This is a genomic window from Acinetobacter sp. YH12129 (assembly GCF_013418685.1).
GTDB lineage: Bacteria > Pseudomonadota > Gammaproteobacteria > Pseudomonadales > Moraxellaceae > Acinetobacter > Acinetobacter amyesii.
Map to the genome: position 1 here is coordinate 123,341 of NZ_VPBP01000004.1, position 12,355 is coordinate 135,695.

The 12,355-nt window shown below is 39.4% G+C and carries 14 protein-coding genes and 1 tRNA gene; 13 read left to right on the forward strand and 2 right to left on the reverse strand.

Annotated elements, in window-relative coordinates; genetic code table 11:
* The first annotated feature begins 118 nt into the window (after positions 1–118).
* The 12 genes from FTU65_RS04115 to FTU65_RS04170 all read left to right on the forward strand — a co-directional run bounded on the left by FTU65_RS04115 (position 119) and on the right by FTU65_RS04170 (position 10,349).
* Positions 119–1,501: a Do family serine endopeptidase gene (locus FTU65_RS04115; RefSeq protein ID WP_168378034.1), complete on the forward strand. Its 1,383-nt coding sequence runs from the start codon at positions 119–121 to the stop codon at positions 1,499–1,501.
* A gap of 120 nt (positions 1,502–1,621) precedes the next feature.
* Positions 1,622–2,071 (forward strand): thioesterase family protein, encoded by a 450-nt coding sequence (locus FTU65_RS04120; protein WP_078190331.1) that lies wholly within the window; start codon positions 1,622–1,624, stop codon positions 2,069–2,071.
* 195 nt (positions 2,072–2,266) lie between these two features.
* Complete coding sequence (lepA, locus tag FTU65_RS04125; RefSeq protein WP_180007636.1) at positions 2,267–4,084, forward strand: translation elongation factor 4; 1,818 nt, start codon at positions 2,267–2,269, stop codon at positions 4,082–4,084.
* Positions 4,085–4,105: 21 nt separating this feature from the next.
* A complete protein-coding gene (gene lepB, locus FTU65_RS04130; protein WP_111883978.1) occupies positions 4,106–4,933 on the forward strand; it encodes a signal peptidase I in 828 nt (275 codons plus the stop codon).
* Between the two features lie 20 nt (positions 4,934–4,953).
* Positions 4,954–5,325 carry a DUF4845 domain-containing protein gene (locus tag FTU65_RS04135; RefSeq protein WP_168378031.1) on the forward strand — a complete coding sequence of 124 codons (372 nt, stop codon included), beginning with the start codon at positions 4,954–4,956 and terminating at the stop codon, positions 5,323–5,325.
* On the forward strand, positions 5,297–5,995 hold the full coding sequence (gene rnc / locus FTU65_RS04140; protein WP_111883979.1) for a ribonuclease III: 699 nt from the start codon (positions 5,297–5,299) through the stop codon (positions 5,993–5,995). Before FTU65_RS04135 ends, rnc begins: the two co-directional genes overlap by 29 nt.
* Complete coding sequence (era, locus tag FTU65_RS04145) at positions 5,995–7,023, forward strand: GTPase Era (protein ID WP_180007638.1); 1,029 nt, start codon at positions 5,995–5,997, stop codon at positions 7,021–7,023. Before rnc ends, era begins: the two co-directional genes overlap by 1 nt.
* Before the next feature lie 33 nt (positions 7,024–7,056).
* Positions 7,057–7,257, forward strand: a complete 201-nt coding sequence (locus tag FTU65_RS04150) for an NF038104 family lipoprotein (protein ID WP_180066387.1) — start codon at positions 7,057–7,059, stop codon at positions 7,255–7,257.
* 8 nt (positions 7,258–7,265) lie between these two features.
* Positions 7,266–7,982 carry a DNA repair protein RecO gene (gene recO / locus FTU65_RS04155; protein ID WP_180066401.1) on the forward strand — a complete coding sequence of 239 codons (717 nt, stop codon included), beginning with the start codon at positions 7,266–7,268 and terminating at the stop codon, positions 7,980–7,982.
* 9 nt (positions 7,983–7,991) lie between these two features.
* On the forward strand, positions 7,992–8,717 hold the full coding sequence (gene pdxJ, locus FTU65_RS04160) for a pyridoxine 5'-phosphate synthase (RefSeq protein ID WP_180066389.1): 726 nt from the start codon (positions 7,992–7,994) through the stop codon (positions 8,715–8,717).
* Between the two features lie 17 nt (positions 8,718–8,734).
* Positions 8,735–9,388 carry a tRNA-(ms[2]io[6]A)-hydroxylase gene (locus tag FTU65_RS04165; RefSeq protein WP_078190322.1) on the forward strand — a complete coding sequence of 218 codons (654 nt, stop codon included), beginning with the start codon at positions 8,735–8,737 and terminating at the stop codon, positions 9,386–9,388.
* Positions 9,389–9,524: 136 nt separating this feature from the next.
* Positions 9,525–10,349 carry a DUF4198 domain-containing protein gene (locus FTU65_RS04170; RefSeq protein ID WP_180009942.1) on the forward strand — a complete coding sequence of 275 codons (825 nt, stop codon included), beginning with the start codon at positions 9,525–9,527 and terminating at the stop codon, positions 10,347–10,349.
* Positions 10,350–10,394: 45 nt separating this feature from the next.
* Here the strand turns inward: FTU65_RS04170 and FTU65_RS04175 are convergent, their stop codons facing one another.
* Positions 10,395–11,468: a hypothetical protein gene (locus FTU65_RS04175; RefSeq protein WP_180009941.1), complete on the reverse strand. Its 1,074-nt coding sequence runs from the start codon at positions 11,466–11,468 to the stop codon at positions 10,395–10,397.
* A gap of 87 nt (positions 11,469–11,555) precedes the next feature.
* A tRNA-Asn gene (locus tag FTU65_RS04180) sits at positions 11,556–11,631 on the reverse strand.
* A gap of 251 nt (positions 11,632–11,882) precedes the next feature.
* Between FTU65_RS04180 and FTU65_RS04185 the strand changes: the two genes are divergently transcribed.
* Entirely contained in the window at positions 11,883–12,341 is a 459-nt protein-coding gene (locus FTU65_RS04185; protein ID WP_180007643.1) for a hypothetical protein, read from the forward strand.
* The last annotated feature ends 14 nt before the right edge of the window (positions 12,342–12,355 follow it).

Below are 12,355 nucleotides of genomic sequence, written 5' to 3' on the forward strand. Positions count from 1 at the left end.
ATGTTTAAGATTGTTTATCATAAATAATCATCAAACATTTTATTACGAAGCTTAGACTTGCATTGTGATAAAAACTAACGTATTTCAAATGATAAGCACAATTGAGTGAATGCTAACAATGAATAAATCGTATTTACAAAAGGGACTCTATGCAGCTGTGTTTACGGTTGCTAGCGTGCAGACTCAGGCAGCGGGTCCTGTTGATTTTTCCAATTTGGTTGAACAAGTCAGCCCAGCTGTCGTAAGCGTGAATGTGGTTAAAAAGCTTAGTCAAGAAGAGCTTTTGCAGCAACAAGTCCCAGAAATATTACGACGCTTTTTCGGTAATCAGGTCGTTATCCCGCAGCAAAAAATGCCGCAAGAAAAGACCGGTTATGGAAGCGCATTCTTTATTAGTAAAGATGGTTATCTATTAACTAATCACCATGTGGTAGAAGATGCATCGAAAGTCACCATCGTATTGAATGACCGCCGTGAAATTGATGCCACCGTTGTGGGGAGTGATGAGCGGACTGATGTGGCTTTGCTAAAGGTGAAAGGTTCAAATTTTCCAGAGCTACGCACAGGTAATGTTGACCGTTTACGTGTAGGTGAGCCAGTGTTGGCTATTGGTTCACCATTTGGTTTTGACTATTCAGCTTCGGCAGGGATTGTCAGTGCGAAAATGCGCAATATGATGGGAGAAACCTCGGTTCCATTTATTCAAACCGATGTGGCATTGAACCCCGGAAACTCAGGCGGCCCTTTATTTAACCAGTCTGGTGAAGTGGTTGGGGTGAACTCTCGTATCTTTAGTGGTACGGGTGGTTATATGGGTTTATCGTTCTCGATTCCTATTGATGTGGCGATGGATGTTGCAGACCAATTAAAGAAAAACGGCAAGGTGACACGTGCTTACTTAGGCGTTATGCTGCAAGATATCGATCGGAATCTTGCTGAATCCTATAACCTTTCAAAACCTGAGGGCTCATTGATTACTCAAGTTGCACCGAATTCACCCGCAGCAAAAGCTGGCTTTAAAGCGGGTGATGTCATTTTGAAATTTAATGGTACACCGATTTCACGTACTGGCGAACTACTGAATTATCTCAATCGTACAGGTCCTAATCAAAGTATTCAGCTTGAAGTATTACGTGATGATAAACGCCAAAACATTTCAGCAACCTTGATCACTGCACCAGATGATACGCCTGCAAAAGCTGAAATTGCACCTGTGAAAAAAGGCCCGGTGATTGGGGTGTCAATTCGTAATTTAACTGCAGATGAATTAAAGCAACTGAGTGTGAAAGGTGGTGTATTAATTCAAGATGTACGAGCTAGTGGTATTGCTGCACAAGCGCGAATTCAGCCGGGTGACGTTGTGACTCAAGTTAATAATAAAGCTGTGAATAATGCAGAAGATTTTGTGAAAGTTATTTCAGAATTGAAAAATGGCAGCATTGCACGTGTTTCTTTGATTCGTCAGGGGCAACGTGCGATTGTGGGCATGCGCATTCAATAATGATTTGCTGAATGAAAACCACTCCAAGCGAGTGGTTTTTTTAACTTTAGTGTTTTTGCAATTTACCCTTAGATAAAAATGAGTAGACTGTGGAGCATATTTTAAAATTTGCAGGACGCTATGAGCGATATCTTTGATTTAAAAATTACAGTTCAAGCTGAACATATCGACACATTAAATCATGTGAATAACGTGGTGTACGTCAGTTGGATGCAAGATGTCGCGACAGCACATATTGAAGCCTTGGGTTTAGGTTTAAAAGAATATATTGAATTGAAGCATGCCATGGTTGCTGTTGAGCATCATGTGCAATATCGCAAAGCAGCAGTTGAAGGTGAGGAGATTATTCTGCGAACGTGGCTCAATGATATCAATGCGTTGTATTCATTTCGTCAGTATGTATTTTATCGACCTAAAGACAAAGCGATATTATTTACAGGCAATACGCAGTGGGCATGCATTGAAATTGCCACAGGTCGTCCAAAACGCATGTCGCCAACCTTTACCCAAGCGTATCAACCTATTGCGGATAGCCTAAATCCGCTGGATTTTAGTGCTTATGATCTTTGAGTTTGATTTTATCGCAAAATTTCAAACCAAGACTAGCCAAGTTCTCCATGTAGGATGAATGACTTGCATAAAAGCAATGCATTATTTTCGATACTTTGAAAAATCCATCTGCTATAATCCTCGGCAATTTCTATTCGGCTTTTGCTATGCATAAAGAATTGCATGTATAGCGCTTTTATTTTTCCAAGGTAGCCCATGGCGCAAGCTAAAAAATCTGTTGATATAAAAAACATTCGTAACTTCTCGATCATTGCGCATATCGACCATGGTAAGTCGACCCTTGCCGACCGATTTATTCAAACTTGTGGTGGTTTGCAAGATCGTGAAATGCAGGCGCAGGTTCTAGATTCTATGGAATTGGAACGTGAGCGTGGTATTACGATTAAAGCTGCGTCAGTGACTTTGTATTACACCCATCCTAATGGTGAAGAATACCAACTCAACTTCATTGACACACCGGGGCACGTTGACTTTTCTTATGAAGTTTCACGTTCATTGGCTGCGTGTGAAGGTGCACTATTGGTTGTCGATGCTGCACAAGGGGTAGAAGCACAATCTGTAGCGAATTGCTATACCGCAATTGAACAAGGTTTAGAAGTCCTACCTGTTTTAAATAAAATTGATTTGCCGCAAGCAGAGCCAGAGCGTGTTATTCAAGAAATTGAAGACATTATTGGTATCGAAGCGACTGAAGCACCTACATGTTCAGCTAAAACCGGTCTAGGCATTGAAGGGGTGCTTGAAACACTGGTAAATGTTATTCCTGCACCCGAAGGCGATCGTAATGCACCATTACAAGCCTTAATTGTTGACTCTTGGTTCGACAACTATTTGGGCGTGGTTTCTTTAGTTCGTATTAAAGAAGGTCGTGTGCGTAAAGGCGATAAAATGTTGATGAAATCAACTGGTCAAACGCACATCATCACCTCAGTAGGTATTTTTAATCCTAAACATACAGAAACTGACATGCTCGAAGCAGGTGAAGTTGGTTTCGTGATCGCGGGTATTAAAGATATTTTTGGTGCTCCAGTTGGTGATACGATTACCTTGGCAACTACACCAGAAGTTCAAAGCTTACCGGGTTTCAAAAAAGTGAAACCACAGGTCTATGCAGGTTTATTCCCAATCGATTCAAGTGAATTTGAACCGTTCCGTGAGGCGCTGCACAAACTGCAAATTAATGACTCAGCGTTGTTCTTTGAACCTGAAAGTTCAGATGCACTTGGTTTTGGCTTCCGTTGTGGCTTCTTGGGTATGCTGCACATGGAAATTGTACAAGAACGTTTAGAACGTGAGTATGATCTGGACCTGATTTCTTCAGCACCAACCGTAATTTATGAAGCGGTGATGAAAAATGGTCAAACTATTTACATCGATAGTCCTTCTAAAATGCCGGATGGTTCAACAGTTGAAGATTTACGTGAGCCAATTGCTGAATGTCATATCTTGGTACCGCAAGAGTACTTGGGTAATGTGATGACGTTATGTGTTGAACGTCGTGGCGTTCAAAAAAATATGAAGTTTATGGCGAACCAAGTAGCGATCACGTTTGAAATCCCAATGGCTGAAGTAGTGATGGATTTCTTTGATAAATTGAAATCATGTTCACGCGGTTTTGCATCGTTAGACTATAACTTTGTGCGTTTTGAGAGTTCATCTTTAGTTAAGGTAGATGTGTTAATCAACGGTGAAAAGGTTGATGCCTTGGCCATGATTTGCCACCGACAAGATGCTCGCCATCGTGGTATTGCACTTGTGGAAAAAATGAAAGATTTAATTCCACGTCAAATGTTCGATGTGGCTATTCAAGCAGCGATTGGTGCACAGATCATTGCACGTTCAACTGTAAAAGCGATGCGTAAAAACGTTTTGGCTAAATGTTATGGTGGTGACGTGTCGCGTAAGAAGAAACTTCTTGCGAAACAAAAAGAAGGTAAGAAACGTATGAAACAAGTGGGCAGCGTCGAAATCCCACAAGAAGCGTTCCTTGCGGTATTGAAAGTAGAAAGATAATAAATAGAGGTTTATGAGCTCATGGATTTTGACTTTAATTTGATCCTTGTTCCTGCCACAGTCATTTTTTTCTTAATTTGGTTGTTGGATAAGTTTGTCTGGAAGCAACGGCAGACCAAAGGTAAGGGGAATGAAAATGTCGTTATCGCATGGGCTTATGATTTCTGGCCGATTTTAGCGATAGTTTTGGTGATGCGTTCATTCTTATATGAGCCATTTAATATTCCATCTGACTCTATGGTTCCAACCTTAGAAACAGGTGATTTTATTGTGGTGAATAAATATCAGTATGGCGTACGTTTACCTATCGTCAATAAAAAAATTCTTGATGTCGGTGAACCTGAGCGTGGTGATGTCATTGTATTCCGTTATCCACCACAACCAACCATCAGCTATATTAAACGAGTGGTCGGTTTACCAGGTGATCATATTATTTACGATCATGGTCAACTGAGTGTGAATGGTCAAAAGGTGGCAAAAGTTCCTGTAGAATTTAGCCGTGAAAAAGATCAACTTGATACACCTACATCGATTTATCATAAAGAAACCATGGGTAAGCATACGTTTACCATGCGTGAGCTTGAAGGCGTCAATGTTGCGCGCCAAGCACCATTTATCAACTATGTTGAAAATGGTAAATATTCAACAGAAAATGGTTTATATTGGGAAGTTAAGGTTCCTGAAGGTCACTATTTCGCGATGGGGGATAATCGCGATCAAAGTGCGGACAGTCGTTTTTGGGGCTTTGTGCCTGAAGAAAACCTCACTGGACGTGCTTTTTACAAGTGGATGCATAAGGAACCTGGTTTAAAACTGCCTTCATTTAGTCGTAATGGCAGTATTGATTAGTCTTACATCAGGAAAATAAAATGAGACATCAACGGGGAACGTCTTATATCGCAATTTTAATTGCTATTATTGGGTTTGCTTTTTTAGCTAAAGCTTTAATTGCGGTTTGGGGACCGTATGTTGACGACCGTCTCGTCAACAATGAAATTGAAGAATTGATGAAGAGCAGTCCTAAAAATATTGCTCCGAGTAAGTTTGAGTCACAAATGTCACAGCGTTTAGATATGAATGGTGTACGTGATTTAAATTTTAAAGATATTGCTCAAGTCACTAATGTAGATGGTCTACAAGTGAAAACAGATTATGAAATAAGAAAACCTTTCTTATTGAATATTGATATTGTGTTGAAGTTCGAGAAAAGTTTTGATCAAAGCTCAGTCCAAGCTAAATGAAGCTCGTTTAGCAAGTCGTATCGGTTATCAGTTTAAACAACCTGAATTGTTACAACTGGCCTTGACCCACCGATCGGTGAGCCATAAATACAATTATGAACGCCTAGAATATCTGGGCGATTCATTATTGGGTATGATAATTGCCAATTATCTGTACCATGCCTACCCGCATGAAAATGAAGGGCGTCTAACGCGTATGCGTGCGACACTGGTTCGTCAGGAAGCGCTAGGAAAAATTGCCAATGACTTAAAACTCAGTCAAGAATTAATCTTGAGTACAGGTGAGTTGAAATCTGGCGGTCATCATCGTGAGTCTATACTTGCGGATACCGTTGAATCGATCATTGGTGCAATCTATGTCGATTGTCAGGATTTAAAAATTCTGGAACCGATTGTTCTTAAATGGTATGTGCCATATTTAGATCATATTGAACCGACCGATCAACTGAAAGACCCTAAATCACGTTTGCAAGAGTATTTACAAGCACGTAAAAAACCTCTCCCGGTTTACGAGGTTGTAGATATTCAGGGTGATGCTCCGAACCAACATTTTAAAGTTGAATGTACAGTCGAAGGGCTCCCTGTTAAATACGGTGAAGGTTCAAGCCGTCGCTTTGCTGAACAAGCTGTAGCGGCAGAAATCTTAGAAATTTTGGAGAAAAAGTCTTAATGACTACTCATTCCGATCACGTAGATGCTGATCACGAGTCGCAAGGCGACAGTAACGATTTAATTAGTCAGTTTTTTAGTGCACAAGGCACTGAAATCCCTGCCGATTTTAAAAGTGGTTTTGTGGCGATTGTTGGTCGTCCAAACGTTGGTAAATCAACGTTAATGAACCATATTTTGGGTCAAAAACTTTCAATTACGTCTCGTAAACCACAAACGACGCGTCATAAAATTGTGGGTATTGACTCACGTGAAAAGTCTCAAGCGGTATTTGTTGATACGCCTGGGATGCACAAAAAAGAAGTTCGTGCCATCAATAAAATGATGAACCGTGCGGCACATTCTGCACTTCGTGATGTGAACTTGGTTTTGTTTGTGATTGATGCAGACAAATGGACACAGAATGATGATTTAGTGTTAGAGAAGCTAAAAAATGCCGATATGCCAGTTATTCTTGTGATCAATAAAATTGATACGCTAGAAAACAAAAACCATGCATTACCCTTGATACAAGAACGTGCAAAATTAATGAATTTTGCAGAAATTGTTCCTGTATCAGCGTTACGCGGTGCAAATTTGGATCATTTGCGCAGTACGATTGAGAAATATCTGCCGTTCCAACCACCACTGTATTCACTTGAGCAATTGACTGATCGTTCAGAGCGTTTCCTTGCATCTGAAATTATCCGTGAAAAAATCATGCGTCAATTGGGTGAAGAGCTGCCTTATGATTTAACGGTTCAAATTGAGTCGTTTAAAACAGAAGAAGCAACAATTAATCCAAAAACAGGTCGTCCTAAAGCGGCGTGTACCTATATTGATGCGACGATTTTTGTCGATCGCTCTGGCCAAAAAGCTATTGTGATTGGTGAAAAAGGTGCCAAACTGAAGAAAATCGGTATGGATGCACGTGTAGATATGGAAAAAATGTTCGAGCAAAAAATCATGCTAACACTTTGGGTGAAAGTCAAAGGTGGTTGGTCTGATGATGAGCGTGCATTGAAAAGCTTGGGTTATAGCGACATTTAATTGCTAGACATTTAAAACTTTGAGGGAAGAGTAATGATGAAAGTAATAGCTGTAGTGGCATGTGTTTTGTTTCTACAAGGGTGTATTCATAAAATCGTTACCGTTCCTGTCAAAGTGGCTTATAAAACCACAAAAGGCGTGGTCAAAGGGACCGCTGCAGTTGTAGGTGCAGTCATTCCAGATGGGGATGATGAAGAAGATGAAGACGAAAAGAAAAAGAAAGACAAGGATTAATATTTTAAATCATGCGTAATGAGATACTGCATGGTTATTTAATTCACCATCGTAAATATCGTGAAAAAAGTCATATCGTGCACTTGTTTACGCAGGAGCATGGCCGAGTTGACGGTATTCTCAGGCAAACACCTCCGCCTCAGTATCAACCGATTTGCTTGCAAGCATCCGGCAAGTCTGAACTTAAAAATTTCAGTAAACTTGAAATTGTAAATCAACCCATATTCTTTTATGGGGATGCTTTTTTTTCAGGGTTTTATTTGAATGAAGTCTTATTGAGGCTATGTCCCTTAGAGGTCGAGATGCCAGAGACATTTGCTCAATATGCACACACCTTAGAACAACTCCAATGCATGTCTGCGCAAGAAAATCCTGACCTGTTTTTGCGACAAATCCTTAGACAGTTTGAGCATGAGCTACTTGAAGAGTTGGGTTATGCGCTGGATTATTCAACTGATGCAAATCAACAGCAAATTCAGCCTCATGAAAATTATCAATTTCATTTAAATGAAGGTTTTCAACCTGTCATTAAAGCCTCACGCGCAACATTGTCAGGTCAACATATTTTAAGTATGTGTGATTATGAAAAAGGTGGGGAATTTAATCCTGAACAGTTACAATTACTGTCTAAGTTGTACCGACAAATGATTACTTCCTTGCTTGGCGATCGTCCATTAAAAAGTCGTCAATTGTGGATACAGAATTCTCAAACTCAACGTCATTAGGAAAGAATTATGGCAGCTTTGCTTGGTGTAAATATTGACCATGTGGCAACACTACGAAATGCACGTGGGACAACTTATCCAGATCCTGTAAATGCCGCAATTATTTGTGAGCAAGCGGGGGCGGAAGGGATTACGCTGCATTTACGTGAAGATCGTCGCCATATTAAAGATGATGATGTACGTCGTATGCGTTCTGTATTAAAAACCCATATGAATCTTGAAATGGCAGTGACCGATGAAATGGTTGAATTTGCCAAAGAGATTCAGCCGCATCATGTATGCTTTGTTCCTGAAAAGCGTGAAGAAGTCACGACTGAAGGCGGTCTAGATGTTGTTGGGCATTTTGAAGATGTAAAAAATGCGACTCAAGCACTCGCAGCGATTGGTTGCGAAGTTTCATTATTTATTGATGCTGACTTTGCTCAAATTGATGCGGCGATTGCCTGTGGCGCGCCAACGATTGAGTTGCATACAGGTGCATATGCAGATGCTGAAACACCTGAAGCGCAGAAAGCAGAGCTGGAGCGTATCATTCAAGGTGCTGAATATGCGGCATCTAAAGGATTGATTGTGAATGCTGGTCATGGCTTAAATATTGAAAATGTCACTCCAATTGCTCGCATTGCGCAAATTCATGAATTGAATATTGGTCACTCGATTATTGCTGATGCTCTATTTATTGGATTGGCACAGTCTGTGAAACAAATGAAAGCTGCGATTAAAGCCGCACGTTAATTTTTTAAGTAAAGTATATGTCAAATATTGATTATGATGCCCTAATGAAGCCAGTCATTGGCTTCTTGGGGTGTGAAACACCAAAAGCATGGCTAGATGAAGCTTTAAATAATTTGGATATCCTAATGCAGGATCATGCCAATTGTGAAAAGAAAGCTGCAAGTACAGCAATGAATTTGATGTTTCGTTATAGTTTTTTCTCTGATTTACAAATCAAACTAGCACAGCTAGTTCGTGAAGAAATGCTGCACTATGAGCAAGTGCTGGAACTGATGGCAAAACGTGGTCAGGAATGGACTGCAATCAGTGCTGGTCGGTATGCAGGTGGTCTACGCAAAGAAGTACGGACTTATGAGCCAGAAGCGTTAATTGATATCTTGGTGATTGGTGCATTCGTTGAGGCACGGTCATGCGAGCGTTTCTATGCGCTTGCACCACATGTGGATGAAGAGTTGGGGCGTTACTACCGCTATTTGCTAAAGTCTGAATCACGCCATTATGAGGACTATTTAGCATTAGCTATGGACGTAGCGACGACCAATAAGCTAAAGAACCCGAAAGAAGATATTCAGATGCGTATTGAGCATATTCGTGAAGTTGAAAAAAATCTGATTAGCAGCCCAGATGAATTATTTCGCTTTCATAGTGGTGTGCCCGTTAAAGCAGCCTGATAAAAGAGTCCTCCAGAATGGGGGATTTTTTATGCATATAAATCAAGTGATAATAAGAATTATTTACAATATGCTTGGGTGAATCTAAAATGAAACGATCTCTATGAATCAAACAATTTAAGCTCTCTTATTCAATATGAAATTACAATTCACTTTACTCTGTTTCGCTTTGTGTGCGGTTGGTCAGGCTGAAGCGCATTATCCTTATGTTGCGCCTCTAAACTATCAAACATTTAATAATCACAGTGCCATTCTTTCAGGTTTTTATGACAATCCATTTGTTTCTGAAATAGCTATTAAAAACTTTAATTTCCATGTGCATACACCGTCAGGTGATAAGCTACATTTAACGGAAACTGATTGGGCAAAAACGCAAACAGTCAGCAGCTATAGTTTAGAAAATAAGCAAGATGGCACGTATCGTATTCGCGGTGAAAAGCAGGGAAGTACAGCGCGTTTTGCTTATGATCAAAAGCAGTGGAAAGCGTTAATCAATGGTGTGCGTGATCCTCAAAAAACTGCGAATGCAAATGTCATTTATACAGCCGAGTTGACTAAAAAGTCGCAAATCAAAAGTATTCAAACGCAGGAAATCATTGAAACTTTTGTATCACGCCGTGCAACCTCTACACATGTGGTGAATCATTTACATGATGGCTTTGATGTGCAATTTAAAACCCATCCAAATGCTATAAAGCATAATGAGCCTGTGCAACTGAAAGTGCTAGATCAGAAAAAAGCGGTTGCGGGTTTACAGGTTGAAATTTTGCAGCAAACCACGGATTACAGCCGTGAAGGAAAAGTTTATAAAACGCTTAAAACTGATCAAGATGGAAATTTGAATTTTAACCTATCAGATCGTGGTCAGTATTTGCTGAAAATGGATTATCAACAGCCTTTTGAAATGAAGGAACACGCATTAAAACGATATAAATATACTTTGAGTTTTAATGTGATTTAAAGAGAAAAAGCTCTGCGATTTGCGGAGCTTTTTTATGAAAATGATTTAGCTATCTTTAGGTTCAAGATAAAACATCGATAAACCTATCAATAAAATTAAACTGGTTTGAGTGAAAAAGTGTTTATTAAAACCACCATAATATTGCTGCGAATAGCCTGCAATCAGTAAACAACCCGTTAAATAAAGCAATCGATAATATCGGCTCTCAAAACAATAACAGACACTTGCAAAACATAAAATCAGGCAGCCAATCACCATATAATGGATATCCCAAATGATGGTGTTGATTGCAAATAAAAGTGCTGAAAGTGCGCCGATAGATAAATTACGCAGGCTTTCAAACCCTTGAAAAATGTGCATCAAAGCTAATATGAAGAATGGCAATAGAGCAAGTGCATATTTTATTCTTATACTGTTTTGCGTCATGAGCATAAAATTTTGCTGTTTCTCAACAATGGGGCTAGTACTGATGCTTAGCCTAAGCCATTGCAGGGTTAAGTGTTCAGGGATGTTGGCTTTAACTAAAAATTTGAGAGTGGCTTGTGGTGGAATAATATAATTTTCTTGGAATTCATGGCCATAAAACATCCATGACTTATTGGTCTCTAGTGTGTGATATTGCGTATTTTTTTGAGTTGAGATGTTAAAAAGTTGTCCAGTTGCATTTAACCCAGCTTTCATACATGGTGTTTCTTTCTCGTGAACAATACATAACGGCAGTACCGAAATTTCAAGATCTTTTCGAGTTTGTTGCTGACCTGCAAAATCGATATGAACATATAACTGATCAGATTGGTTTTGCAGCGTAATTGGTGTGCTTGACCAATATAGTCCTTCTGTCATCTCGTTCAATACAGATTCAGATATTTCGGGAATAGTATTGTGATTTTGAAACTGCTGAGGTGGAATCAACCATTGTAGCTTGCTGTCAAGAAGGGTGTTCGATTCACTATTATATAAATTGGGTGGTGTTTTGAAATGTTGCTCAATTTCACTTTCGGGTGTGCAGCTCACCAAATAAATTGCAAATGGGCTGATAAAAATTAAAAGAAAAATGAATGCAGTGAGATAGTGTTTTAAGGCAGTTTTATTTGATTCAGCATCAACTTGAATGAACATTTTTTTATTTTAATGACAATGACTTATAGATTATATGTAAATCATAGTCATTAAAAAAGCCCATTTAAATAAATGGGCTTTAGAATTTGGCTCTCCAACCTGGGCTCGAACCAGGGACCTGCGGATTAACAGTCCGTCGCTCTACCGACTGAGCTATTGGAGAATCTGAATGCGATTATAAGCAGATTTTGAAGAGGGTCAAGCTAAAAATACCAATATGAGGAGAAATGCGTGATAGATGTTTTTTATTTGAACAAAAAGAAGGATTTTTTAGAAAAAATGAATCTTAGGCTTGCAAAGAAAAAATTCAATTGATAGTCTGAATGCAACAACAGAGCGTTTAAACATATGTTTAAACAGTGTGGATTTAAACCCAACTTGCCAGCACTAAAATGGCTAAACAGGAGAAAGCGAATGAATACGCTGACTATTTCTCAGATTTTTTCAAATTTTTCTTTTTACCAAGAAAACTATCTTTCCATTATTAGTAATCAAGAGCAATATCAAACACCTGTCGAAGGTGCGTACGTTGACGTTTGGCCTTTGGGTCGACGTGACTTGGCATTGGGTGATTTATTACAACTGTGGTTTAGTGAAAAATGGTTGATCAACACGCCATGTCATTTACGTTTTGAACATCAAGATGATGGCCGTCGTGTGCCTTTGCAACGCAAGCAAGATTTGTATTTATACCAATTGGCCGGTAATGCGTTATCAGGCTCAAATCGTTCTAAAGTATGGTCTATTTCAGAACAACAAGAACTTCGTGTTGAGTTAGATAGTGCTTTAAAATATTACTGCTTTCAAAAGGGCAGTAATCGCATTGATCTAAGCGAAGGCCAATTAATTCGTGCCTTACATTCAGCAATTTAAGTTTGAATCATCAT